At 56.0% G+C, this 24,612-nt stretch carries 20 protein-coding genes and 1 tRNA gene; 10 read left to right on the top strand and 11 right to left on the bottom strand.

Annotated elements, in window-relative coordinates:
- The first annotated feature begins 13 nt into the window (after window positions 1–13).
- Complete coding sequence (locus KP708_RS04235; RefSeq protein ID WP_215750567.1) at window positions 14–1,495, top strand: glycosyltransferase family 2 protein; 1,482 nt, start codon at window positions 14–16, stop codon at window positions 1,493–1,495.
- Here KP708_RS04235 and KP708_RS04230 read toward each other — a convergent pair.
- On the bottom strand, window positions 1,460–2,497 hold the full coding sequence (locus tag KP708_RS04230; RefSeq protein ID WP_215750566.1) for an exodeoxyribonuclease VII large subunit: 1,038 nt from the start codon (window positions 2,495–2,497) through the stop codon (window positions 1,460–1,462). The two genes, KP708_RS04235 and KP708_RS04230, sit on opposite strands and share 36 nt — an antisense overlap.
- Window positions 2,498–2,590: 93 nt before the next feature.
- On the opposite strand from KP708_RS04230, the gene KP708_RS04225 reads away from it, so the two are divergent.
- Window positions 2,591–2,989: a DUF4186 domain-containing protein gene (locus KP708_RS04225; protein ID WP_215750565.1), complete on the top strand. Its 399-nt coding sequence runs from the start codon at window positions 2,591–2,593 to the stop codon at window positions 2,987–2,989.
- Here KP708_RS04225 and KP708_RS04220 read toward each other — a convergent pair.
- Window positions 2,971–4,284 carry an amino acid permease gene (locus KP708_RS04220; RefSeq protein WP_215750564.1) on the bottom strand — a complete coding sequence of 438 codons (1,314 nt, stop codon included), beginning with the start codon at window positions 4,282–4,284 and terminating at the stop codon, window positions 2,971–2,973. The genes KP708_RS04225 and KP708_RS04220 overlap by 19 nt on opposite strands.
- Window positions 4,285–4,309: 25 nt before the next feature.
- Complete coding sequence (locus KP708_RS04215) at window positions 4,310–4,771, bottom strand: Lrp/AsnC family transcriptional regulator (protein WP_046900845.1); 462 nt, start codon at window positions 4,769–4,771, stop codon at window positions 4,310–4,312.
- A gap of 112 nt (window positions 4,772–4,883) precedes the next feature.
- Between KP708_RS04215 and KP708_RS04210 the strand changes: the two genes are divergently transcribed.
- Together KP708_RS04210 and KP708_RS04205 are read left to right on the top strand one after the other, a co-directional pair.
- Entirely contained in the window at window positions 4,884–6,359 is a 1,476-nt protein-coding gene (locus KP708_RS04210; RefSeq protein WP_215750563.1) for an aminotransferase class V-fold PLP-dependent enzyme, read from the top strand.
- An 83-nt stretch (window positions 6,360–6,442) separates the two neighbouring features.
- Window positions 6,443–7,342 carry a delta(1)-pyrroline-2-carboxylate reductase family protein gene (locus KP708_RS04205; protein ID WP_215750562.1) on the top strand — a complete coding sequence of 300 codons (900 nt, stop codon included), beginning with the start codon at window positions 6,443–6,445 and terminating at the stop codon, window positions 7,340–7,342.
- Between the two features lie 48 nt (window positions 7,343–7,390).
- Here the strand turns inward: KP708_RS04205 and KP708_RS04200 are convergent, their stop codons facing one another.
- Both KP708_RS04200 and KP708_RS04195 read right to left on the bottom strand, forming a co-directional pair.
- On the bottom strand, window positions 7,391–8,281 hold the full coding sequence (locus KP708_RS04200; protein WP_086633956.1) for a transporter: 891 nt from the start codon (window positions 8,279–8,281) through the stop codon (window positions 7,391–7,393).
- A 74-nt stretch (window positions 8,282–8,355) separates the two neighbouring features.
- A complete protein-coding gene (locus tag KP708_RS04195) occupies window positions 8,356–10,827 on the bottom strand; it encodes a membrane-bound PQQ-dependent dehydrogenase, glucose/quinate/shikimate family (protein WP_215750561.1) in 2,472 nt (823 codons plus the stop codon).
- 406 nt (window positions 10,828–11,233) lie between these two features.
- Here KP708_RS04195 and KP708_RS04190 point away from each other — a divergent pair, with 406 nt between their 5' ends.
- Window positions 11,234–12,139, top strand: coding sequence for a helix-turn-helix domain-containing protein (locus KP708_RS04190; protein WP_215750560.1), 906 nt, complete (start codon window positions 11,234–11,236; stop codon window positions 12,137–12,139).
- A 9-nt stretch (window positions 12,140–12,148) separates the two neighbouring features.
- On the opposite strand, the gene KP708_RS04185 is transcribed toward KP708_RS04190, so the two are convergent.
- The gene (locus KP708_RS04185) at window positions 12,149–12,508 is read right to left on the bottom strand and encodes an ArsC family reductase (RefSeq protein ID WP_202208344.1); all 360 of its coding nucleotides are present in this window, start codon (window positions 12,506–12,508) and stop codon (window positions 12,149–12,151) included.
- Between the two features lie 152 nt (window positions 12,509–12,660).
- Between KP708_RS04185 and KP708_RS04180 the strand changes: the two genes are divergently transcribed.
- Window positions 12,661–13,500 carry a glycerophosphodiester phosphodiesterase family protein gene (locus KP708_RS04180; RefSeq protein WP_215750559.1) on the top strand — a complete coding sequence of 280 codons (840 nt, stop codon included), beginning with the start codon at window positions 12,661–12,663 and terminating at the stop codon, window positions 13,498–13,500.
- Window positions 13,501–13,513: 13 nt separating this feature from the next.
- Here the strand turns inward: KP708_RS04180 and KP708_RS04175 are convergent, their stop codons facing one another.
- Genes KP708_RS04175 through ggt form a run of 3 tightly spaced genes read right to left on the bottom strand, consistent with a single transcriptional unit; the run spans window position 13,514 to window position 17,386 of the window.
- Complete coding sequence (locus tag KP708_RS04175) at window positions 13,514–14,239, bottom strand: copper homeostasis protein CutC (RefSeq protein ID WP_215750558.1); 726 nt, start codon at window positions 14,237–14,239, stop codon at window positions 13,514–13,516.
- A gap of 44 nt (window positions 14,240–14,283) precedes the next feature.
- On the bottom strand, window positions 14,284–15,591 hold the full coding sequence (locus KP708_RS04170; RefSeq protein ID WP_215750557.1) for a lipase family protein: 1,308 nt from the start codon (window positions 15,589–15,591) through the stop codon (window positions 14,284–14,286).
- Window positions 15,592–15,619: 28 nt separating this feature from the next.
- Window positions 15,620–17,386: a gamma-glutamyltransferase gene (gene ggt / locus KP708_RS04165; protein WP_252348080.1), complete on the bottom strand. Its 1,767-nt coding sequence runs from the start codon at window positions 17,384–17,386 to the stop codon at window positions 15,620–15,622.
- Between the two features lie 123 nt (window positions 17,387–17,509).
- Between ggt and KP708_RS04160 the strand changes: the two genes are divergently transcribed.
- From KP708_RS04160 to KP708_RS04150, 3 genes are all read left to right on the top strand, one after another.
- Window positions 17,510–18,403: a LysR family transcriptional regulator gene (locus tag KP708_RS04160; protein WP_252347447.1), complete on the top strand. Its 894-nt coding sequence runs from the start codon at window positions 17,510–17,512 to the stop codon at window positions 18,401–18,403.
- Window positions 18,403–19,674: an MFS transporter gene (locus tag KP708_RS04155; RefSeq protein WP_215750555.1), complete on the top strand. Its 1,272-nt coding sequence runs from the start codon at window positions 18,403–18,405 to the stop codon at window positions 19,672–19,674. The genes KP708_RS04160 and KP708_RS04155 overlap by 1 nt, the downstream gene beginning before the upstream one ends.
- Before the next feature lie 138 nt (window positions 19,675–19,812).
- Window positions 19,813–22,287, top strand: a complete 2,475-nt coding sequence (locus KP708_RS04150; protein ID WP_215750554.1) for a TonB-dependent receptor — start codon at window positions 19,813–19,815, stop codon at window positions 22,285–22,287.
- Between the two features lie 74 nt (window positions 22,288–22,361).
- On the opposite strand, the gene KP708_RS04145 is transcribed toward KP708_RS04150, so the two are convergent.
- The gene (locus KP708_RS04145) at window positions 22,362–23,564 is read right to left on the bottom strand and encodes an MFS transporter (protein ID WP_215750787.1); all 1,203 of its coding nucleotides are present in this window, start codon (window positions 23,562–23,564) and stop codon (window positions 22,362–22,364) included.
- Between the two features lie 363 nt (window positions 23,565–23,927).
- Here KP708_RS04145 and sodC point away from each other — a divergent pair, with 363 nt between their 5' ends.
- Window positions 23,928–24,449, top strand: a complete 522-nt coding sequence (gene sodC, locus KP708_RS04140) for a superoxide dismutase[Cu-Zn] (RefSeq protein WP_371822749.1) — start codon at window positions 23,928–23,930, stop codon at window positions 24,447–24,449.
- Between the two features lie 63 nt (window positions 24,450–24,512).
- Here sodC and KP708_RS04135 read toward each other — a convergent pair.
- A tRNA-Met gene (locus KP708_RS04135) sits at window positions 24,513–24,589 on the bottom strand.
- Window positions 24,590–24,612 lie beyond the last annotated feature (23 nt).

The raw sequence follows: 24,612 nt of genomic DNA, 5'->3' as shown, positions 1-24,612 counted from the left end.
GAAACATACCATTATGCCAAGTGCAGCCTGCGCCGTTCTGACCCATAATGCCGCTCCTCTCCTGAAGGAGTGGCTGCTATGGCATCTGGCACTCGGGTTCGAGCGCATTCTCGTGCTCGATGCGGGCTCCACAGACAATACGCAGGCCATCGCCCTCACCGCAGAACATATCGGCCCGGTTGAATTTCATGAATTCGCCAGAACGGATGACCTCTCTCCTCATGAGCTTCGTCAGGTTCTGACAGCCGAAGCAGTTCGTCTGGTGGGGCGGGAACAGGATTGGCTGCTGGTTCTGGACGTTGATGAATTCCTCGATCCGGACACAACGCTGGACAATCTCCTTGTAACGGCAGGAGATGCTAATGCGATTGCCATTAACTGGTGCGTTTACGGCAAACCTCTCGAGCCAGTCCCGGCCGGATCTGTGATTCAGGCATCTTCCTACCGCAGTGCTTCCACCTTTCCTGACAATGGAATGGCCCGGCTATTTGCACAGACAGAAAATCTCCCGGTCCTGATGGACGTTCTGTCTCCGGATTTCTCTCCCCAACGCATTGTCCACCCAGATGGCACACCAGTCGATCAGGCTGGCCCAGGTCTCCATGTCTCGTGGGAAGGAGCGCGCATTCTTCATTATGTCTGGGCGGGAGACCCGGACATGCCCCCTCACCTTGCCGAACATTATTTCTGCCGGGATGAGGAAGATCTCTCTCCGAGACGGAGACTGCCTGATGTGTCCGTGATCCGGCATGACTTTATGGATGCACAAGCCTATCGAGGGCTGGCAGACCTTCTGGATCGGCTGCACCAAGATCCTTCCATGGCCTTACCCGCGCTTTTGGATGCAGGAAGTTCCATGCCGGACCATGGCCAGCATGAGCGATTTTCTTTTCATCGTGTCCGGCCATCCGCAAGAGAACGTCTTCTTCTGACACCTCAGACGGCTCCTCTGCCAACACGCACACGGGCTGGTTTTATTCGGGACGGAGCAGGCAATTTTCTGCTCGTCGGTGAAGATGGATTTCCCGGATTATCAAACGATCAGAACATACAAACGAAGGAAAAACTGGCCGCCATCTATCAAGACAGCCATCCTGAAATTCTCATGCTCGCGTCTTTAAACGGACATCCTGTTCAACTGGCGAACCAGTCTCTTCTCCGCCCCGTCCTGAAAATACGTTGGATTGACGCCAATACATTTGTTTTCGAGGATGAGAGCAGCCTTGCCGACACGTTGTTTCACTTCGTGGTCGCCGACGAGAAGATTTCTCTGGATCTCCCGCCCCTTCCAGCCACCGACACATCGGAAGGCCTTTCTTTCAAGGGGTTCTGTGCCTGGTTTATTCGCCACCCCAATTGCGCACTGCGAGACGTAGCACGCGTCATCGCTCTGCTCTCTAAAAAGGGGCGGAGCGATCTGGAAAACGTTGCACCAGAATTACAAACGTTCCTCTGGTTTTTAGAGGATACGGGACAGAACCAGACCGGCCAATAGGCCCAGAACCAGCAGAATCAGGCCGTTCCGCAAGCGAACTCCCAATGGTGCCCCAACCGGAATAGCGGCCATGGACGTTGCACTCTCCCGGAGTGCCACAATCTCTTCCTGCTGCGCGCGCTCCTCCTCCTGCCGCTGCCACACACGACCGCTCATCTTGCGAATATAGTGCCCCGCATCCGCAGGCGTCGTTGCAGAATGATCCACCAACCGTTCCGCCAGCGTTCGATTAGCAGTATGCCCGACGCCCAGAACACGATGCGCCCCACAGTTGGAGAGTGCTTCCAACACGAGCGGATGCTCGAACACCGCGAAATCAGAAGCATCTCCACCGCCACGGATCAGGACAATAATGTCTTCCCGACACGTACCGATGGCATCGGCAATGCGGTGTGGATCCGTCATGGCCACGGGGAGTGCTCGAATACGCTCCGAACGCCACCCGCCCCCCAGTGCCTGAAGAAAATCTTCCGAAACCAGCGCATTGGAAGATGCAGAATGAATCAGAAGTAGTCTGGCGTCCCGGCGCTCGGGATAGGGCTGAAACTGCCAGTTTAGCCCTCTCAGAACATCAAGCAGGGATCGTTCTGCCCGATCCACTTTCTGACGACCGGGATCATGCGGCTCAACGGTGAGCACTTCAAACCGCAGGGCAACCTGCCCGCGCAGATGACGAGCGCGCAGAAAACCTGTCACTCGCACATGATCTCCAGCCCGCACATCTGCCGCTGCGAGAACCAGTTTGGTTGCTTCCAGAGAGATGGACGTTCCAAACTGCGGGTCGATCAGAGGAAGCTGATAATATTTCTTGTACGCATTAGGCGCGACATCGCCCAGTTGCCCCTCTACCGCGAGAGGAAAACTCCATTCTTCAAACCGTCCGCAGATCTCATCCAGCCGGGCCGTGAACAGATCCTGAACCTGAAGCGGCGACAGGACTGGCATGGCAGCCATATCATTGGCTGAAGAATCAGTTCGGGTGCGTCTCGGAAAAGCGTCCATGCCGCACCATATGGAGTAAGAACAGATGTTCTCACAGAGGGTGCAACAGCCCTCACACCATTTTTTTATGCATTTTCAGAAGGTTGGTCTGTCTTGACCGGTTCTGCTCCCCAGGATCTTCTCCTCCGACTTCAGAAATCCCGTTTCCGGGCCCGGTTTCATCTGGATGAGCAGGCGCGCCTTTATCTGGAAAATCGTGGGCTGGATGCTGTCATGGAACATGGCACAGCCTTCATCCGGGCTCGTCTGGCACCTGCATGGCCGGCGCAGGACGGAAAGCAGACGCCGATGCGAGGGCATCCGGTCTTCATCGCACAGCATGCAACGGGATCATGCTGCCGAGGATGTCTGGCGAAGTGGCATGGAATTCCCGCAGGAAAGCCTCTGTCTCGTGACGATCAAGACGCCATTCTAGCTGTCCTGCGCGCATGGATCCTGAAAGATATGGGGACGGATGTTCCCCACAAACCGGCTCAGGGCGTGCTGTTTTGAATCTTTTTTCCTCGTGGCAGAAAACGCTCTGCCAACAGGATGACAACAATCGCAAAAGCGCCCATTTCGATTTGTGAACGGGTCTCAGCCTGAATCATCATGGCAATGATCGCCAGACCAATCAGCGCAAGCGCCACATAGGCCCCAAATGCTTTCTGAGGCATCAGCTTCAGCCGTCCCAGAACCAGTAGGGCGTTGTTGAAAAGCATAAATCCGCCCGTCAGGCTGACAAGAACAGCAAAAATGACGCCTGGCGACAGAACGGCCGTTACCGCCACAAGAATGGCACTTCCGACACTGGCGAGAAGCGCGCGACGGGGAAGCTGCGTTTTAGGCTCAACCGCCAGAAAGACTGCAGGAGCATCTCCCTCTTCAGCCAGTTCAAACAGGATGCGTGAGGTGACGTAAATGCCAGAGTTCAGGCTGGAAAGCGCCGCTACGAGAATGACAATGCCCATTGCCAACCCGGCGAAAGGCACATGAAACCGGTTCAGAACCAACAAAAATGGTGACTGTCCGGGTACGATGTCACTCCAGGGCACAAGGCACAGAATCATCGAGATGGTAACAAGATAAAAGCCACCAATGCGAAGGGGGATGGTCCGTGTTGCGCGGGCAATGTTCACTTCCGTGTTGTCGGACTCAACCGCGGCCACCGTCGCAATTTCACTGCCTCCCATCGAGAAAAGCACTGTTGGAATAACGGCGAGAAGCGCCATTAAGCCGTGAGGCATAATACCGCCATGCGCAAACAGGTTTTCCTGCACGGGAATGGAATGCGCCCCGAACGCCCAGATACCAATTCCGATGAAAAGCACGATGGCAGCCACCTTGATGGCTGAAAACCAGTACTCGAACTCACCGTACCCTTTGACAGACAACAGATTGATGGCGGTCATCACGCCCAGAATAAGGAGTTCCAGAACGGCATAGGGAACCGGGATATAGGGCGCGAGCATGGATGTTACGGCGATGGCCTCAACACCAATCACCGTTACCCATGTCAGCCAGTAGGTCCAGCCCGCCACGAAACCAAAGCGATCCCCAAGAGCATGGCGGATCTGTCCGAGAAATGACGCACGCCCTGGTGTTTGTGAGGCAAGGTCTCGCATCATGCCGTTCACAAGCCAGACGAGAAGTCCCGCCAGAACGTATGACACGATGACGGCTGGTCCACCCATCGACAGGGCAGCCGAGCAGCCGATGAAAAACCCAGCACCAATCACCCCGCCCAAGGCAATCATGACAACATGTCTCGTCCGGAGACTTTGGGCGAGCTGATCTGTCTGGGTCATGAAGTGTCCTTGTCCGTGGTCTGTGTCAGACTGGAAGATCCCTGTTATCTGCCAGGGTTTCCATGGTCATGTATGAGGTGATGGCATCCAGCTCGACCTTGCTGATGATCTGCTGATAGACACGGTCGAAATCGTTCATGTCGCATGCCACGACCTTGAGAAGATAATCATACTCACCGGCAATCCTGTAAAAATCAACGATGTTTGGGATCGAAACGACCACTTTGCGGAACGTTTCAAACCATTCGTGTGAATGATGACGCGTCCTCATCAGCACAAAGACCGTCAATGTCAGGCCAAGCGCCTGAGCGTTGAGACGGACGGTATCGTGGCTGATGATTCCACTTTCCCGCAGGGCGTTCAGGCGCCTCCAGCAGGCATTCTGGGAAAGGCCAACCTGTTCAGCCAGTTCACGCTGGGACGGCGTCCCCTGCTTCTGGAGAATACGAAGGATGGCACGGTCCGTTTGATCGATGATTCTGCTCATAATGATGTAAATGACAACAAAAAACCGGTTTTCGTCTACAAGAAAGAGACAGTTTCCTATCCGCCATTGAGATATTTTCCTCTGACGAGATCAGGTAAGAGGACAGGGCAGCATGGAAACGATCGGCAGTCTCGACAACAGTGCAACAGCGCTTGAGCAATTTGAGAAAATGCTCCGTGCAGGTGGTCGCGACGCCCTCCGCAAGGGCGTTCTCGGAGACGGCACGAAGTTCATGAGCCCTTTTGGTGTTCAGTCGCTTCTTTATGCAGACTATGTCGCTTCAGGGCGTGCGCTTGTTCAGGTTGAGACATTCGTCATGAACGAAGTTCTTCCCTACTACGCCAACAGCCACACTGAAGCGTCTTTGTGCGGGGCATACATGACGCGGATGCGTAATGCGGCTCGCGATACGATTGCTCGCCTTTGTCATGCCCCCATGGATCGTTTCACGACCATTTTCATGGGCAACGGCGCGACAGCAGGCCTGAACCGTCTCGTACATCTGCTGGAAATCCCTGCTCGCTGTGCTGCTGGAAATCGTCCGATCATTTTCATTGGCCCGTACGAGCATCACTCCAATATCCTCCCATGGCGGGAAAGTGGCGCCGAGATCATCGAGATCCCGGAAGCCGAGAATGGTGGTCCAGATCTTGCCATTCTTGAACAGGCACTGACCGCCTGCGACAAAGGCCGCCTGAAAGTCGGCTCTTTCTCCGCAGCGTCGAACGTCACCGGCATCATGACGGATGTAGATGCCGTAACGGAACTTCTGAAAAAGCACGGGGCTCTGGCGATCTGGGATTATGCGGGTGCCGCTCCGTATCTTCCCATCGACATGAAGCCGGGCACGCCTTTCGAAAAAGATGCCGTGGCAGTGTCCTGTCACAAATTTATCGGTGGCCCGGCAGCCTCAGGCGTCCTGATCGTCCGCAATGACGTCGTGACGCGGTGCGGCCCGGTTCTTCCAGGCGGAGGAACAGTACGGTTCGTTTCCCCCTGGAACCATGACTACACCACCAGCCTTGCGGCTCTCGAAGAGAGTGGAACACCAGATGTAGTGGGAGACATCCGCGCTGCACTGGCCTTCATCGTCAAGGACGTCATTGGCCAGACTTTCATGAGCGACCGCAATGCAGAGCTTCGCGCCCGCGCCGTTGCCCGTTGGAGCAAAAACCCGAATATCCGCATTCTTGGTCACGCCACAGCTGAAGCCCTGCCCATCTTCTCCTTTCAGGTCCGGGACGAAAGCACAGGTGGCTTCATCCACCAGCAGCTTTTCACGCGCATGCTGTCGGACCGCTATGGCATTCAGGTGCGTGGAGGATGCGCGTGTGCAGGACCATATGCACATCGCCTGCTCGACATTGACGAAGCGGCCTCGGATGCAATTCGTCAGGCCATTCTGTCTGGGCAGGAAATCGAGAAGCCCGGCTGGACACGCCTGAATTTCAGCGTGCTGATGGATGATGCCAAAGTCGAACGCATTCTTGATGCTGTTGATGCCCTGGCGCTTGATCCTTATTCGGTCGCGGCCGCTTACGAATGCGATATCTCGACAGCCCGGTTCCGTCCAAAAGCTGCTGCTTAACCCAGACAGGGACGCTCTCTCGCCGTCCCTTCATCTTCAAGCCAAAACGGGGCATCTTCCAGACAACAGCAGGAAGGTGCTCCATGAAGACTTTGACCGCCGCCGAAACGCGAAAACTGCTCCCCTTTCCCGCCCTTGTGGAAACACTTCGGAGAGCAGCTCAGGACTATCATGCCGGGCAGATCTCCTGTCCTGAACGCATGGTTGTGCCAACGCTTGATCGCTCCGGGACGGTCATGTCCATGGTTGCGTGTGCGCCCGATATTCTCACGACAAAACTTCTGACCCTTTATTCTGGCAACTCCGCACGCAGCCTTCCTGCTATTCAGGGGCAAGTCATGTGCATGGATGCTGTCGATGGACAGTTTCTGTTCGCATTGGATGGCGTTGCTACGACAGAGCGACGGACCGCTGCCATCTCCATGCTGGGGTTGGACTGCTTTCGCCCAGACACTCTGGAAACGGTTCTTCTCATTGGTACCGGCGTACAGGCCAAAGCTCATCTGGAAGCGCTGAATGTGCTTTATCCGGGCCTCACAGTTTACATTCGTGGCCGTTCCCGTGAGAGCGTAGCCGCACTGACAGGAAGCGACACATACCCTGCCCTGAGACTTCGCAACGATGACGAAGCCTGCAACCCGGATGTGGTCGTCACCGTGACCAGCAGCCAAAGTGTTCTGTACGACGCGCCGCCAAAGTCTACGCGACTGATTATTGGTGTGGGGGCTTATCGACCGGAAATGATTGAAATTGGTCCGGCCATCGTCAACGGAAGTACCTGTATTGTGGATGATCCCGTTGGTGCACCGTCAGAGGCGGGAGACATCATTCAGGCAGGGAAAAACTGGGAAGAGGTCCAACCTCTGGCCGCTTACCTATCCGGCAAAGAAAAACCGGAAGGTCCGGTATTTTTCAAGAGTGTCGGCTGTGCTGCGTGGGATCTGGCAGCGTGTCGCCTTGCCCGGCAAACACTGGGCCTCTAGGAAGCGGCGCCCCGTCCGAGAATACTGCTCAGACGGGATAAGCTATCTTTACCAGAGATAGACCAGCTTCATGTAATACGCATTCGTCTCAGGCACGTTTCTGCCATCGACAGAATGAGAATACCGACCGGTTAATGAGACGCGCTTGGAAATATTGACCATGGCGCCCACACCCAGTGCGACTTCACGCCCACTGGATTCACTGACCCAACTGTTGGCAGTGTTGTCCCGCATTCCGGCTGTGTTCTGCCAGTCGAATGCAAAGAACGGCTCAACAATCTTGCTCGCTTTCCAGCTGAAACGCAGGTTGGAATGAAAGACCGTCCCGGGCGAGTAGCTATGCTCGCCTGTCTTGTGCTTCGTGGATGCTACAATTGCACCCAGATCCCCATCGAAGCTGAAATGCTTCCATTCATAATCGAACATGAAGCTGGACAGGTTTGACCAGTAGCTCGGGGACAACGCATCCCGTGTGCCAACCGGCGTCTGCATGAAGGTCTGGATACCGAAGGTGCTGTGAGCATTCGGCTTGAACCAGACGGCAGGGCCCACGATTGTCGGACCGAGGCCACCGTAATCCTTGCCCTGTGCCAGAACGAAGCTTTCCGACTGAATGACTTCAAACGCAAAACCGACATGCGGCAGAGCGTCAAAGCTGCGGAAGTGCACGTACTTCGTCATACCCGCCCAGGTGTGGCTTCCCCCAGTGGGCTGACGGCGGCCACCACTGTCATAAGTGTTTCCCGCGACATTCCCATCTCCGTACTGCACGAGCACGTTGAACGGTTTGAAGTCCACCGGCAGGTCGTATTCATGCGGGCCTATGATGGCCAGAGGAATATCAGCAGCATGTGCCGCAAGGGCTGGCAGGAGGGAGGAAGCGGGCAATAGAATGCTCAGGGCCCGGAGACACCCTCCGGACCAGATTTTGCGAACCATGACTTTTATTTCCGTAGAAGAAGAAACTGGAGCGCCTCCAGTAAAGAAAGCGCTCCAGCAGTAATAAGGCCAGATCAGTGCGCGGCTGCGCCCTGCTGTCCGTCAATCGTGTAAGCGATGATATAGTCACCGCTACGGGTGCCAAGGCCCCCATGACCGCCAGCGGCGATCAAAACATACTGCTTCTCGCCGATTTGATAGGACATCGGGGTTGCCTGTCCGCCAGCCGGCAGACGGTCACGCCAGATGACCTTACCGGTCGAGACATCAAAGGCACGCAGGTAATCGTCAGCTGTCGCACCCATGAAGGATACGCCACCCTTTGTGATGACACTGCCACCGATGTTGTACATGCCGGTCGGAAGCGGAAGGTTGTTGTGAGTCCGGAAAGGACCGGTGTCGCGCGTCGTACCAACCGGATGTTGCCAGACAATCTTCTTTGTCACCAGATCGATAGCGGTAATCGTACCCCAGACTGGTCCCTTGCAGGGGATCTGAAGCGGATTCAGCCACGGGCTGGTGTAAGCGATGTAAGGCGTACCGTAGTCAGGAGAAACACTAAGCGCATCGCCCTTGGCTTCCGGCTTGTCACCCTTGCCATCCCACTTCGGCAGGATACCACTGGTTTCAGCGTGGTTACGCTTCTCCAGACGGATGCGGAACGGCAGGTAGCTTGCGTTGGCGATCAGCAGCTTGCGCTGCGGGTCGATAGACGCACCCTGCCAGTCAACCACGCCATAGAATGCCGGATAGACGATCGTCGTCTTGCCAACATGCGGCGGCGTGAACTGACCTTCATAAGCGGACTGACGGAACTGGATGCGGCAGATCATCTGATCCAGCAGCGTCGCGCCCCACATGTCGCTTTCCTTCAGGTCAGGCGGCGTCAGAGACGGCAGACCGACAGCAAACGGCTGCGTCGGAGACACATGGTCGTCTGCAGCAACGCCCGCAGTCGGAACCGGACGTTCCTCAACCGGGTAACCCGGAACAGGCTTGCCTGTGCGACGGTCCAGAACGAAGAACTCACCGCGCTTCGTGGTCTGGATCAGAGCCGGGACGGTTTCACCGTTCGGGCCTGGAAGATCAACCATCGACGGGCCAATGGCCAGATCCATGTCCCACAGATCGTGATGCACGGTCTGGAAGGTCCAGCGACGCTCACCAGTTTCGATGTCGAGAGCAATCGTAGCACTGGAGGTTGCGTCGTCGAACGGACGGCGCGAACCACCCCAGTTATCCGGCGGGGAGTTACCCATCGGCAGGTAAAGCAGGCCGAGGTTCTCATCTGCCGTGTAAACGCCCCATGCATTCGGGGTGTCACGCGTCAGCTCGTCGTTCGGGCCGGGCTTCCAGTTTTCTGGGTTGTGACCGGCATCCCAGGCCCACTCGATTTCACCAGAAATCGGGTTGAACGCGCGGATGGCACCGGACGGCTCGAAGTTCGCCTGGTTATCAAAGATCCAGCCACCGAGAACCACACGATCCTTCACCACCAGCGGCGGAGACGTCACGAAGTGGAAGCCATGCGGCACATGACCAAGATACTGGCGCAGGGAGATGAAGCCGTGCTCGCCGAAGTCTTCACAGGGCTTGCCTGTTTCAGCATCGACAGCAAGGAGACGAACGTCACCAACCGGGGAGAAGATACGCTTCTGGCAGGCCTTAGAGCCATCAGGAGCCGTATAGTCATCCGGAGCCTTGTAGTAGGAGACGCCACGGCAGGCGAGATAGACGTTGGCAGCCAGATCTTCAGCAGCAGGCTTCGGATCGAACTTCCACTTCACCTTGCCCGTTGCGGCATCAAGGGCCATGACCCAGTTATGCGGCGTGCAGAGGTAGAGCGTGTCATCAACCTTGATCGGGGTAACCTCAAGGTTGAACTCGTGACCCTGATCCGGACCAGCCACAACGCCTTCGTCAGCCTTCTGGACGTCACCCGTCTGGGTAACCCAGGCGCGCTTCAGGTTGCTGATGTTGGCAGGCGTGATCTGACCCAGCGGGCTGTAACGATCACCGCCGACCGTCCGGCCATAAGCAGGCCAGTCAGCTGCGGGCGTGCCCTTGCCGGTTTCGTCAACCTGGCCAGATGCAGCCATACGCTCGGCCGGGAGCGTGCCATTGATGGAATAGGAGGTGAAGCAGCTTACAACGATCGCCACCACGGCGATGGCAGCAGAACCGGCCAGTTCGCGCTTGTCCGCAGCCCAGGACGCATTGGAGCGCCAGACCCACGGCAGAAGCATCCAGCAGGCAATGCCAACCAGAGTGAACAGACGAACTTCCAGCCCCCAGATGTTGAAGCCGACTTCAACAACAGACCAGATCGTGGCAACCAGCAGCAGACCTGCATAAATACGGCCTGCCTGAGACGGGTTCTTCAGGCTGACGGCAGCCGCCGCAAGCATGACGAGACCAGCCAGCGCATAGAACCAGGACCCGCCGAGCACGAGCAGATAACCGCCCCCACCCAACAGGAACAGCCCAACAAGCGCGAGCAGGATAGAGGTTACTGGAGACAGCACCCTCTGGAGAGAAGAAGACATGACACCTCGTTTTTCAAAAATATGGAAAACCACTTTTTCTGAAATATTTTGTCTCTCTTAATCGCTTAAGGAGCAGGATATGATCCGTTCCCATATGACTGTGCGAGGGCAGAAAACTGCTGCGCAGGTCTTTCCCTGCCGGCCGGATGGTTGTCTTGAAAAGCTTGTTTCTCATCCATGCATCCAACCCCTCGCCAAGAGCGTTACAACAGAAAGGCGAGAGCTACCGGCGGACGAAACTTTCGTTTGAAAGACACGGGCACCGGTCAGTCACGCACTCTGACAGCCTTGTTCCTTCCCCAGCCCGCGCGATGCCATCCATGATCGGATCTCTTTCACCCGATTGTGACTATATCGTCGTCACCTGTCGCAGTTCTGAGACACTTCTGAAAAACGAGAGGCACTCATGACCGGTATTACGCCACAAACCGGTCTGTCCGAGTCATGGATCCGGTGCTCCACCAGCTACAATCTTGACCCGGCGGAGCGGTGGGAAACGCGCCTTCTGAGCCCACCGGAGTTGCGCTTCATCAGCAATCGTACGCGCCTTCTGATCCAGCATGCCCTGCCAGAAATGGAGCGTCTGCATACGATGGTGATGGCACTTGGCTTTACCGTGATGCTGGCGGATGCGAACGGCGTTGTTCTGTCACGTCAAACCAGCCGGGAAGATCTGACCGGCTGCCGTCGCTGGGGCTTTCAGGCCGGGGCCCTCTGGGATGAAGCCAATGCCGGGACGAACAGCATTGGAACGTGCCTGCAGGAAAAAAAGCCCGTCATGGTGCTGCAAAGCCAGCACTGGCGTCTGTGCTTCCGGGGCCTGACCGGTATTGCCGCGCCGCTTTACAATGCCAGTGGAAAGCTGGCGGGCGTCCTCAACATCTGCTCTTTCGCGGGGAACGATATCCTGCCGTTTGCAGGCCTGCTGATGGAGACAATGACGACCACGGCACGCAAAATCGAAGAAAGACTGTTCCGGGAATTCTTCCCAAACGAGACGATCATTACGCTTGGGCTGGCGACGGCAAGTTCAACGCCGCTGGTCGCGCTGAACGCCGATGGGCATGTGCAGGGTGCCACCCATGCAAGCCGGGAGCGTATGCACTGGCCAGAAGGCGAACTGGAGCATCTTCCTGCCCTGATGAACTTCCTGGATTCAGAGGATGAGCTGAGTTTCCGCAAGGCCGAAGTCCACGTCATACGTTCGGCCCTTGCCACGACACAGGGCAATGTCAGCGCAGCGGCTCGCGCACTTGGCATCAGTCGCTCCACACTTCATCGCAAGATCAAAATGCTGAACCTGACGCCCTGAACAGCAGGTTCAGCCAGCAAAGGTTTCTTCGTACTCAGCAGGCTTGAAGCCCACACGCACGATCTTACCCGCACGTTCCAGAACAGGTCGTTTGATCATGGACGGTTGTGCCAGCATCAGAGCCACAGCTTTATCCTGTGTCAGATTGTCCTTCTGCTCCGGTGCCAGTTTGCGGAACGTCGTCCCAGCCTTATTCAGCAACACATCCCAGCCCACCTGACGAACCCAGCCTTCCAGCACAGCATCTGAGATCCCGTCCTTCTTGTAATCATGGAACGCATAATCGATCCCATGATCGTCCAGCCAGAGCCGGGCTTTCTTCATGGTGTCACAAGCCTTGATGCCATACAGCACGACTGAAACGGTCATTCCGGTTATTCCTTTTCCACAGCAATTCGGACTGAATTCTCTAGCCAGTCCCGATAGGAGCCGCCAGCACAGAGTGCAGGCAGTCAGAGCACTTTTATCGCCCTGACAGACCCTGTATTTTACCCACACATCACTCGCTCGAAGGGTAGACCATGCAACGCAGGACAGTCCTGACGAAAAGCACAGCAGTTCTTGTTGGCCTCATGTATTCTTCCATGGTCAGGGCCCAGGATCTGAAACCTTATCTGCGCGCCAGACCGTTAATCTGTGCGCATCGCGGTTGGACCAGCTCTTCAGGAACGGAAAACAGCCTTACCCAGATGCGCCAGACCCATCAGGCCGGTCCATTCATGATGGAAATTGATCTCGCCAAAACGGCTGACGGCACCATCATGCTAATGCATGATCGAGAGGTGGATCGTGTCACGACGGGGCACGGCCTCTTCAGCGCCCTGACCGATGCAAGGATCGCGACGCTACGACTCAGGAATGGGCATGGGACACCCCGCGACCCTGTTCCTACCTACGACAAGGTGCTGCAATGGGCCGCTGCAACACCCGATGCCCTTCTGATGCTCGATATCAAAGATGTCTCGCCTCATGATGCCTTACAACCCGTTCAGCAAAGAGGTTTATCAGAGCGGATTGTGGTGCTGACATTCAAAAAACAGCAGGCCCGGGAAGCCTTTGCTGCTGACCCCAAGGCGCTCATTTCCGTCCTCGTCACACAACCGCAGGATCTGGAAGCATATGCCGGAATGGCCGCTGGCAGACAGTTTGCAGCGTATATCCCACAAAACTCTCCACCATCTCTTTTCCAAGCCGCCCACGCAAATGGCGCCGTTATCATCACGGATCTGCTCGGCCCAACCGCAATAATGGATGCCGTTTCACCGAGTGAAGGCGCACACCGAGCGCATTTTCTGCCGATTGATATTCTGGTGACCAACACGCCACTGAAACTTCGGGCAGCGCTCGCACACGCCCTCTGACATCTCAGACAGTCTACGCTGTTGTCTCCTCCGCCAGAATGGCCAGCATCTGGTCGATGATGCGACCACTGGTTCGGGATGCCAGTCGCCCGAAGCCCAGGTCCCAGACGCGGCAGGCCTGCCCGACAGATGGCCCCCGGCATGAGGCATGAAGGCTGGTGACACCCGTGTCGCGCAGAAGATCACGCGCATTTCCTACACGCACACCACTTCCCGCCATAATTTCGATACGCCCGGCGGCATGATGCACAATATTCTTCAGAACAGAATGTCCCTTGGGGGCACTAATTGCCTGCCCGGACGTCAGTATTCTTTCAAAACCCAACTCAACCGCCTGATCCACGGCCATGAGTGGGTTAGGCGTGAGATCAAAGACGCGATGAAGCGTACGCCCCATTGACCCGGCGGCAGCAGACAAACGCTTCAGGGTTGGGATATCGAGCGTATGATCGTCCAGAGACGCGCCGAGAACCACACCAGCCAGCCCTGCTGCACGGGCGGCATCAATGTCCGCCAGCATCTGATCAATTTCCGCTTCGGCAAACACAAAGCCGCCCTCTCGGGGGCGGATCATGGCATAAACAGGAACCTTGGATTTTGCAGCAAGGTGCATCAGCCCTGCCGAAGGGGTCAGGCCACCCAGCGCCAGAGCGGAACACAGTTCAATCCGCGAGACGCCGGGCCGCTGGGCTGTCTGCAACCCAACGGCATCTTCAACACAGATTTCAAGCGTCGGCATAAACGTTCCTTTCCCAGACGGGAGAACGCACAGACCGACAGAACTCAGTTGTTCCAGCGAATTCCCGGCAATGCCTTCTCCACTTCGGAAACGGGCTTAATCGTTGCACAGTTTCCTTTCGGATGATGGCCTTTCAGCAGCGCCAGCGCAAACGGAACAGAATCAGCCGCAGAACCGTTCACCGCTCCGTTGTGGGTCAGACCGGAATAGGTCTTCCAGGTTACGTTCGTACCTGCGTCACACATGGCCGCCACAGCGTTGTACTGCTGGGCCACACCAGCTTCATTATCGGCGAGGCCTGTACCCACGAAAACCGGCATCGTCATGTGCGCATCCGGGATGGTGAATGCGTCCTGAAAGTCAGCTTCAAGCCTGGATGTATCACCTGCGTACGCATTGTCTTCGGTGATATCATGTGCCTCTGTGTACCGGAACAGATCGCCAAGGCAGGTTTGACGGGCCTGATGAGACAGGTCCTTGCCCTTATCCGTCATGTTCGCACGGACATCCACCTCAGGATGCAAGCTCTTCCGGGATCCCTCAATCGTCAGGATACCAAAAGCCGCAGCCATGTGGGGTGGTTCGACATTCAGGCGTGGAAGCGGCTCATGCTTGGGATGATCCGGCAGCTTGAATTGCGTTACGACGCCTGTTGCAACCGTTCCAAGGACATGCAGATCCGGTGCATATTTAGGGGAAAGCCAGGCCGTACCCAACGCAGCGCCACCGCCCTGCGACTGACCAACAAGAATGATACGGTTCTGAAGCGTGCCCTTGTACTGAGCCAGAGCGGCGCGCAGCCCGTTCAGAACACTGTAGCCTTCCGGCCGGTACATCAGATACGGATGCGGCCCTGGTGTTCCCAGTCCTTGATAATCACTGGCCACAACGGCAAAGCCCGCCTTCAGCCAATGATCCAGATAGGCACGATCCCGGGAGAGATATCCCCGCCAGGATGGGGCGCAGATATCCGCGATCCCTGTTGTGCCGTGTTCCCATGCCACAACAGGCCAGCCACCTTTAGGGGGCGTACCCTTGGGAAAGATGATCTGACCGGAAACCGTGACGGGATCAGGAGCATTCACCCCACTGACGGACGTGTAAAGCGTCCGTACGGCCTGGCCTGCATTCTCCGGCAGCGGACGATCGGTAATAGGCTGCGTGCGGATCATCTGACCCACCGTTGCCGGCACCTGAGCGGGCGGTGTGTAAAAATCGCTGACCCCGCCATCACCCAGAGCACGATCTACCTCTGCCACACCTGCAGGCTTTGCAGTCTGGGCAGGTTCGGCACAGGCCGCGAGAGACAGGAGTGTGGCAGCGCTGAGGGCAGCGCGGAAAGAAAGCTTCATTGTGGTCTCCAGCAGATCGAGGCAGATATTACTGACCGACGGCCACGCCGTCACGGTGCGGGTCACCCCAGCCCGTAAGGCCGTCCGGATGAATGGTGATGCCCTGCACGGCGGCATTCATGACGTCAATTTTCGGGTGATGCCCCATCGCACTCAAAGCAGAAGCAAGCCCAGCAGCAGATGTGCCCTGCTCCAGTTCCTCGGCATGATTCTGGGCGCCAATCCGAGGCTGCTCAATAGCCGTGCGGATATTTTGTCCCCACGCCAGATAGCCCACCAGCGTCTGCACGACAGAATCAATAATCCGGGCACCACCGCCCGCACCAACGATGACTTCAGGCTGTCCGTTCTGCCCAAAGACGATGGTTGGAGACATTGTGGTGATGGGACGCTTCCCCGGTGCTGCGATATTGGCCGCGGGCTGCCCATTCACGAAAGGATGCGACGCAAAATTCGTGATGGCATTATTCAGGACGACACCATCCACAATGATATCCGATCCAAAATTCAGATTGATCGTGGTTGTGAAAGACAGCGCATTGCCAGATGCATCACGGATGGACAGATGCGTTGTTGCAGGCACAGTCATAGGGTCGGACGATGGCAAAAGCGCCAGCTTCCCGGCAAGTTGTCCTGCTACCACCCGGTTGGCCGCTTCACCCGTTGAAACAAGCTTTGCCCGGCGATCGAGATACGCTGGATCAAGCATGGCTGCCGTATCCACGCGCGTGTAATCCGGATCAGCGGCATATTTGCGGCGATCGGCCTCGGCCAGACGGGAGGCTTCAAGCAGCAGATGGGCGGCTTCCACACTGCCCGGCTTATACTGACCAATGTTCAGGCGATCCAGAATGGCAAGCTGTTGCAGAACGGACAGTCCGCCCGCCACCGGGGGAGCTGCGGAGCAAATGCGACGGTTAAAGGCCGTAACACACAAAGGGGCCCGCTCGCGCACCTTGTAGTTCTTTAAATCCGCAGGAGACAGCGCGCCGGGATAAGCGCCACTCGTAACCGCAGCGGACAGCTTTTTCGCAAAAGCGCCCGTATAGAAATATTCCGCTCCATCATGCGCTACATGTTCAAGCGTGCCTGCCAGGTCGGCATTGTGCAGGATCGTACCTTTAGGCAGCGGCTGACCGCTGGCATCAAAATATGCCGAAAACTGCGGTTCTTTCGCGAGTTCCGGACGTTCGGTCAGGACAAGATGCAGATATCCGGCAAGCGGAAAGCCGTCTCTGGCAGCTGAAATTGCGGGCTGAAAAAGGTCGCTCCAAGGCAGCTTGCCATAGCGCTCATGCAGAAGTGCCAGCGTTCGCAAGGTTCCAGGGACGCCAACCACACGGCCCGTCCGCTGCAATGTTACTTCCGGAATCCGGACGCCATTGCGGTCATGCATGTAGTCCCGATGCATGCCGGCCGGCGCACTGGCCAGACCATCAAAGAAGCTTAGATGATCAGCCGCCTTATCCCAGTACAGGATGGTGGAACCACCACCCAGACCGGAAGCCTGGGGCTCCACCACGGCCAGAACCATCTGGGCCGCAATGGCAGCATCGACTGCACTTCCACCCTTCTGCAGAACATCAGAAGCGGCACGAGACGCCATGGGATTGGCTGTGGCGGCCATAAAATCGTGAGCCACTGTGGGCTGGGATACAGGCTGAACGGGTTGAAGCTGATGTGCACAGGCGCTCAGTCCGAGGGCCGTTGCTCCAAGCAGGCCGACAAGAACCGGAGTTCTGGCAGAAAGCTTTCTTTGGGAGAGAGCCGCACTTCTGATACGCATGGAAAACATCAACCTTCAGTTCCTGATCGGGAGCATCTACGTCAAACCGTTACGGTCTTCGATCTCTTCGATAAATGCTGTTATGGTGCGATAATTACTAACCTGCGGTTTGCAATGAACGTTTTTCAGGCTATGACGACCTTTATCGCGGTCGTTGAAACAGGAAGCATGACGTCTGCCGCAGAGCGGTGCGGCATCTCGCCAACAATGGTGGGCAATTACGTGCGCCTGCTGGAAGAACGTTTGGGCACAAGCCTGCTGAGACGCACGACACGCCGACAGAGCCTGACCGCATTTGGGGCCGTCTATTTCGCCAAGTGCCAGAAGATTCTCAGCATGCTGGACGAGACGGAACGGATGGCGGAAGCTGCCCAGAGCCTCCCTTCCGGAACCCTGAGGATTACCGCTCCGGTCACGTATGGCACACAAAGCATCACGCCCTGCATTGCAGATTACCTGAACGAGCATCCCTCCGTGGATATCGACCTCGTCCTGACTGAACGCAGCGTTGATCTGACGCATGAGAAGTTCGATATCGCCATCAGACTGGGCGTGCCGGAGCCTTCCTCCCTGATCTGTCGTCGGCTTGCCAATTACACCATGACGCTCTGCGCGTCCCCCGCGTATCTTTCGCGCCGTGAGGAACTCCTTACGCCCCAGCAACTGGCAACACATGACGCCTTGGCCTTTTCCTATACGCCAGCATCGCCCTGGCATTGGGCCAGGCGGGAATGGCACTTTGAGGGACCGCAGGGGCATGTCTCGATAGAAATGAACCGCAAGGGCCTTTTCAATAACACGCAGGCCATGCGCCGTGCCGCCTTATCAGGCATGGGGATTGCCATGCTGCCCTCAGACCTGGTGCGCGAAGATATCCGGGACGGAAAACTCCAGGCCCTTCTTCCAGACTATACGCTTCCGTCCCGGCCTATTTATCTCCTGTATCACAAGGAACGCTACAGCGCGCCGACCCTCCGCTCATTCATCCAGTTCCTGATCCAGCAACTTGGGGGCATCCAGGGTTGATGGCGAAGAGGGTTGCCCTGTTTCAAAAAAAGCCAGATCAGGCTGTTATTGCTTCGATCATTGGCAATATCATTGAGTACTACGACTTCGTCATTTACGCGTATTTTTCCGCTTCGATTGGACGCACCTTCTTTCCATCAGGGCTTCCGCTGTCGCAACTCGGGCTATCTCTTGCAACTTTCGGCCTGACGCTGCTTGCACGCCCGCTCGGAGCTATCGTTCTTGGCAATTATGCAGACCGGCGAGGTCGCGTCCCCACCATGATGATCTGCATTCTTCTCATGGCGGTTGGCAGCGTGCTCCTCACCGTGACGCCGCCTTACGCCACCATCGGCATTGCAGCACCAGTTCTGATTGTCGTGGCGCGTCTCATTCACGGCTTTTCACTTGGCGGGGAATTTGGCAGTGCAACATCTTTCCTGATCGAGCATGCACCTCACCATGAAGCCCGTGCCGCAAGCTGGCAGGCTATCGGTCAGATTACGGCCTCCCTCTGCGCAGCAACCGTGGTCCTTCTTCTGAACCTCTGCCTCCCGACAGCAGCGTTCAACGACTACGCCTTTCGTATCGCTACAGGACTTGGCGCAGCTGTAGGCATGGGGGGCTTGATCCTGCGCCTTGTTCTGAACAGCCGAGCACCGCCGACACAGCTTGCTCCGCCCCCAGTCGTTGCTCCCTTTTTCCAGTCCGATACAATCCTGCGTACCACGCTCATCATGGGATCTGTCGCACTGGGGAGCGGCATTACCTATCTCGGCCTTTACATGCCGCATTATGCCCGCAGCCAGTACAGTCTCTCCAATATCAGCACATCCCTTGCGCCACTCCTGACCTATGGCGGGCAGCTGCTTTTCACCCCCTTGCGCTGGAAACTGGCAGACCGCTTCGACAGAACACACAGCATCCGCCCCATGCTTCTGTCCTGCGCTTTTCTGATCCTTCTTCCATTACCTGCATTCCAGTTGATCCGCGTTGCTCCGATCACAGTTCTGCTGATGCCGCTGATCTTCAATCTCAGTGGGCTTTTCTACTTTGCGGCACTCGATGGTTTCATCGGACAGATCTTTCCCAGCGAACGGCGAGGCCGTGGACTAACGATGGGGTATTCATTCGGCGTGGTGCTGTTCGGAGGCCTTGCTCCCATGACCAACGCCGCCCTGATTGCCTGGAGCGGCATGAACCATGCGCCAGCGCTTTATATGATCCTGACGGCCATTATTTCCTTCATGAGTGTCCTTCTGGCCAAGCCCCTGCTGACGCGTCGCTCCTGACGCAAAACAGCCCCTCAGACAAAAATTGAAACTATCAATTTTTTCTTTGGAATGTTCTTATAATTCTCTCCTTTATCTTCGCTTACCAAATTCATAACGCTATCGAAGCGTTAGTCTCCTGCAGAATGAGTCCCAGAAATGTCTTCCTGTACTTTCTCTCCCAACCGCTCCAGCCGTTCCGGAATCTCCGTTCCGCTTAACGCTCTTTTCGGACCGGGAAAGAAAGCTCTTGCAGCAGCCACGTTTCTGAGCGGCCTCTCCGTCACTGTTCCAACAGCCTATGCCGCCTCCTCTGCGACAACAGAGCCCTCCAAGCACCGTGCACACGCTGCCCGTACTGAAGTCGAAGCCGGCAAAGAGTCCATCAGTGTCACAGGAACACATCATCAGCCGGGCGGCGGCATGATGCGCGCCGAGACAGCATCCCGCGCTGTGCAGACCGTGACGCAGAACTACATCGAAATGCAGAGCCCGACGAGCAGCCCGCTGGACCTGATCAGCAACCTGCCAAGCGTGAATATCACCACGCCAGACCCGAGCGGCAACGAAGGCGGGTCCATGCAGAGCCGCGGTCTGTATGACAACGATATCGGCATCATGCTGAACGGCATGCCAATCGCAAACGGCGGTACGTCTTCGGCCTCAAACTTTGTTCAGAACTACATCGACAGCAACAATATCTCTTCGGAAAGCATGAGCCCTGGCTCTATTTCCGTAGAAGACCCACTGACCTCGGCTGGCGCCGGTGCCCTGAGCATTACAACCCGTGCGCCTTCCAGAAAGTTTGGTGGTCTGGTTTCCGGCAGCTATGGCTCTTTCAACCGAACGCGCGGTTTCATCCGTGTGGATTCAGGTGAGATTGGGCACACCGGCATCACCAGCTATGCCTCATTCTCCAACACGCATTCCGACGCATGGCGCGGGTCGGGGGACAGTGATCGCAAGCATATGGACTTCCGCGCCCAGAAGCTCATCGGCAACCGCAGTTCCATTGACCTGTTCGCCGGATACAACCACTCGCACTATTACCTGAACCGCTATCCGACGATGGCGAACTTTCAGAATGACAAGCATGGCCGCCCGGTCTCCACGCCACTCAGCTATAATGCCGAGTTCAGCGCCACGTCTCCGGGCAGCTATTATGGTGTTCGTGGTACGGACAAGGACCAGTTCTATGTGTCCATGCCCATGAAATTCGCCTTGAACGACACCTTTACGCTGAACATCTCGCCCTATTATGAGCGGTCTGACATTACGTTGAACAGTGCTTCCCGCCTGCAGGAAGGCCGGACCTACGCCGGGACAGCCTTGCAACGGGTGGACCTGAATGGCGATGGCAGGATCAGCACATCAACACGCGCTGCGGTCTCAACGAATTCCATGTCCGTTACCCAACAGGGCGGTGTTGTTGCGGCGCTCGGCTGGCATTCGGAGAACAATGACGGGCAGATCGGTTACTGGCATGAAGAATACCGTTATGCCCTGCGTACTCCCCTGTCACGGATGAACCAGACAACAGGCGCACAGCCCTCTGATACGGATAAATCGTCCTATTACCGGACAACAAGCGGCAACATCTATTATTCCGTTGACTATCTGGGATCCTACAGCCTGAACTCAGGCTTTCTGGAAGACACCGTCCACCTTCTGAACCACAAGATGTCCGTCACTGGCGGCATCAAGGTGACGTCCATGACACTGGAAGGGCAGGATTACCTGCCCAGCACGGCCAGCCACACCAATCACACCTATGTTTCGCCAACGCCGCGTTTCTCCTGGTCGTATAACTTTGCCCCTCATCATCAGCTTTATATCAATGCTGAAGGCGATTTCCGCGCGCCCTCCCCGATCAACATGATCTCGCGCTACAGCACGAGCACAGGCGTCATGACGACATCCGGGGCAGGAGCAAAGCCGCAGTATTCGATCAAAGAAGAGTTGGGTTATCGTTACAACGACAACCTGTTCCTAGCGGATATCAGCTTCTTCAACATGAACGTCTCTAACCGTCTGCTGTCCGTCAACATGTTCAGCAACGACGTTCAGGTTAGCCAGACAATCAACGCAGGCGGCGAAACAATCCGCGGCGTGGATGTCATGCTGTCCACTCGTCCGCTGTTCCATCGTTTCCAGCCGTATTTCGCATTTGAATACCTGCACACGACGATGGACAATAACCTTCAGACCACGGCGGACGACGGCTCCGTGGACTATATGCGGACCAAGGGCAAGACGGCTGTCATGTCGCCGAAGTTCTCTGGCAGCGTTGGCCTAACCTATAATGAAGGCCCGTTCTTCCTGAATGCGAGCGTGCATTACACGTCCAAGCAGGCATCGTCCTTTATGAACGATCAGTACATGCCGTCTTACTTCTCAGACTCCCTGACGCTGGGTTACCATCTGCCAAAGTTCTTCATCGCCCAGTCGCCGACGTTCAAGCTGAACTTCACCAACCTGACAGGCCAGTACAAGCTGGGTGGCGTTTATTACTTCTCGAACAATGCCCGGGCAACGACAGGCGTCTATGGCCACAAGATCAGTGCTGATACAGCCCCAACCTATTACATCATGCCGCCATTCGCGATGATGGGAACACTATCGACATCATTCTGATAGGCTTTCAGTCTACTAAGACCAAATCGACAAAAAGGGGCTCCGAATTGCTATTCGGAGCCCCTTTTTTATTGTCAGGAAGCAGTCTCTTCTTCTGAAGAGTTCAATATCCTTGGAAAAGCCTCTGGATTGAAAATCGCCAGAAGAATAGCGGTAAGCGTGATGGCAATGGCGATTGGCGTCAAAACGCTGAACCCACTCCAGGTTAGCACCTGACCACCCAACGCTGATCCGAGCAAAATCCCGAGATTACTACCGCCGTTGATAGCGGCTCCCGCCACATCCGGACGGGTCGCTCTTGCACGAATGGCCCCAGACATGACGAATGGAATGAGTGCTGAATAGCCAGTACACCAAAGCGCAACAGAGGCCACAGAACCCCAGCCAGACAGAATGTGACCATACATCAGGCCCATTCCGATGAGCATCGCCATTCCCCCTGCCAGCATGCCCGCCGCCGGCCAGCGATCCACAATCTGCCCTGCGGCCCAAAGACCCAGAATACTCACAGCACCCGTCAGGAGCAGAGCAACGCTGAGAACACTCTTGGGAAGGCCATGTGCCAGCAGCAATGGAGTGACGTAAGTATAAAGCATGTTGTGAGCGACAAAAAAGATTGCATCAATGGCCACGACGATCAGGAAGATCCTCATTGCCTTCCGTGAGCCCATCGATGGCAAGTTCGTGCTGGCATCTCCGGATGTTGCGACTGGCGGCAGAAAGAAAGCAATACAAACCGTCAGCAACACTGCAATGGCAGTCATCACGAGCATCGCGATACGCCAACTGGCAAAATGTCCGATTGCAGCGGCCCCCGGCACCCCAAGAATAGAGCCCAAAGACGTACCACCATAAACAAACGAAATAGCGCGCCCAGTCATTTTGGGCGGAACAAGCCGTGCGGCATAAGCCGAGACAATCGACATCAGCAACGCATGCGCGATGCCACCGATCGCACGCCCCGCACATAGAATCAGAAAGGTCGGAGCAACGGCGGCAATCAGATTGGAAAGCACGTAGCCTCCCAAAGACAGCAGCATCAGTCTCTTGCGGTCCACTTTCGCCGTCAGGATGGTCAGAGGGACTGCTCCCAAAGCAACCATCAGAGCAAAGGCACTGACAGCCAGTCCTGCTTGACCTTCTGTGATATGAAACCCTTGAGCCATATCAATCAGGAGGCCAACCGGGGCCACTTCACTGGTGAGTGCCGTAAATGTACACGCGAATAGTGCACACAAACCAATAACGGTCTGCCTGGGGAGAGTTTTGAAAAGCATAATTTCCCTGAATACAGTGCCGCAGTGATTGCGCTGGGCCAGGGCGCGTTCTGCCATTCTTTCCACCAAAACAAAACGAAAGAAGTGAAGTTCACCGAAGGTTCTTTATTATTTCTTCCCCTCACAATCTCCCGCTGGGGAAATGGCACGATTGGCTAGCCGCTCTCTCCTCATGACAATGTGAATGTCGATTTATGATAGCAGGCGCTAGCGTTTTCGTTCCAAGGCCAGAAAGTGGGGAGAAGAAAGCAACATATCCTTGTTGCTATTGCGTCTTAATTGCATCAGGTTTGCACCATATCCCGCAATTTCACGAAATGCCCCTGCCATCCTCATAACTGAGAAAGACTCCCAATGACTATAATGCGTTTGACACGGATCGCTCTTATAGCTGGCTCCCTGAGCCTGACGCCGTCCCTGGCCTTTTCAGCAGAAAAGGCGACTGTCTCTCTTGCAGGAAGCGACGGAAAACCAGCTGGTACGGCTCAAATTACCGAAGCGCCACAAGGTGTCCTCCTTCATATTGAAGTCAGCGGGCTAACACCGGGCTGGCACGGCATGCACTTCCATGAAAAAGGCGACTGCAGCGACCCAGCCTTTACCAAGGCAGGGTCACATGTCCATAAAACGACACCAGTCACGCACGGCCTATTGAATGCAAAGGAAAATGACTCTGGCGATCTTCCTAACATTTTTGCGGGCGCAGACGGCAAAGCGTCAGCTGAAGTTTATTCAACTTTCGTCTCTCTAACAGGCAAGGATGGGCGTCCAGCGTTGCTAGATACTGATGGTTCTTCTTTAGTCGTTCATGCGTTTTCTGATGATTACAAGAGTCAGCCGATTGGGGGCTCGGGGTCTCGCGTGATTTGTGGTGTGATTCGGTAGGGCGCAACACGAAAACCCCCGCTGTCTCGGTGAGAGAGCGGGGGTTTTAGAACTGTATTGGTGTGGTTGCGGGGGCAGGATTTGAACCTGCGGCCTTCAGGTTATGAGCCTGACGAGCTACCGGGCTGCTCCACCCCGCGGTGGTGTATGTGATGTTGGTGTG

Origin of the sequence: Gluconobacter sp. P5H9_a (assembly GCF_018812085.1) — a bacterium.
In the GTDB taxonomy this organism is placed as follows: Bacteria; Pseudomonadota; Alphaproteobacteria; order Acetobacterales; family Acetobacteraceae; genus Gluconobacter.
Note: the sequence above shows the minus strand (reverse complement) of the source record. Positions and strands in the feature narration are given on the sequence as shown.

Excerpts from the sequence above, each read along its gene's own strand:
- KP708_RS04210 (WP_215750563.1), top strand. The coding sequence starts at position 4,884 with ATGGAAACGATCGGCAGTCTCGACAACAGTGCAACAGCGCTTGAGCAA.
- KP708_RS04160 (WP_252347447.1), top strand. The coding sequence starts at position 17,510 with ATGACGACCTTTATCGCGGTCGTTGAAACAGGAAGCATGACGTCTGCC.
- KP708_RS04220 (WP_215750564.1), bottom strand. The coding sequence starts at position 4,284 with ATGACCCAGACAGATCAGCTCGCCCAAAGTCTCCGGACGAGACATGTT.
- KP708_RS04145 (WP_215750787.1), bottom strand. The coding sequence starts at position 23,564 with ATGCTTTTCAAAACTCTCCCCAGGCAGACCGTTATTGGTTTGTGTGCA.
- KP708_RS04180 (WP_215750559.1), top strand. The coding sequence starts at position 12,661 with ATGCAACGCAGGACAGTCCTGACGAAAAGCACAGCAGTTCTTGTTGGC.
- KP708_RS04235 (WP_215750567.1), top strand. The coding sequence starts at position 14 with ATGCCAAGTGCAGCCTGCGCCGTTCTGACCCATAATGCCGCTCCTCTC.
- KP708_RS04215 (WP_046900845.1), bottom strand. The coding sequence starts at position 4,771 with ATGAGCAGAATCATCGATCAAACGGACCGTGCCATCCTTCGTATTCTC.
- KP708_RS04190 (WP_215750560.1), top strand. The coding sequence starts at position 11,234 with ATGACCGGTATTACGCCACAAACCGGTCTGTCCGAGTCATGGATCCGG.
- KP708_RS04170 (WP_215750557.1), bottom strand. The coding sequence starts at position 15,591 with ATGAAGCTTTCTTTCCGCGCTGCCCTCAGCGCTGCCACACTCCTGTCT.
- KP708_RS04230 (WP_215750566.1), bottom strand. The coding sequence starts at position 2,497 with ATGGACGCTTTTCCGAGACGCACCCGAACTGATTCTTCAGCCAATGAT.
- KP708_RS04185 (WP_202208344.1), bottom strand. The coding sequence starts at position 12,508 with ATGACCGTTTCAGTCGTGCTGTATGGCATCAAGGCTTGTGACACCATG.
- KP708_RS04205 (WP_215750562.1), top strand. The coding sequence starts at position 6,443 with ATGAAGACTTTGACCGCCGCCGAAACGCGAAAACTGCTCCCCTTTCCC.
- ggt (WP_252348080.1), bottom strand. The coding sequence starts at position 17,386 with ATGTTTTCCATGCGTATCAGAAGTGCGGCTCTCTCCCAAAGAAAGCTT.
- KP708_RS04150 (WP_215750554.1), top strand. The coding sequence starts at position 19,813 with ATGTCTTCCTGTACTTTCTCTCCCAACCGCTCCAGCCGTTCCGGAATC.
- KP708_RS04155 (WP_215750555.1), top strand. The coding sequence starts at position 18,403 with ATGGCGAAGAGGGTTGCCCTGTTTCAAAAAAAGCCAGATCAGGCTGTT.
- KP708_RS04195 (WP_215750561.1), bottom strand. The coding sequence starts at position 10,827 with ATGTCTTCTTCTCTCCAGAGGGTGCTGTCTCCAGTAACCTCTATCCTG.
- KP708_RS04200 (WP_086633956.1), bottom strand. The coding sequence starts at position 8,281 with ATGGTTCGCAAAATCTGGTCCGGAGGGTGTCTCCGGGCCCTGAGCATT.
- sodC (WP_371822749.1), top strand. The coding sequence starts at position 23,928 with ATGCGTTTGACACGGATCGCTCTTATAGCTGGCTCCCTGAGCCTGACG.
- KP708_RS04175 (WP_215750558.1), bottom strand. The coding sequence starts at position 14,239 with ATGCCGACGCTTGAAATCTGTGTTGAAGATGCCGTTGGGTTGCAGACA.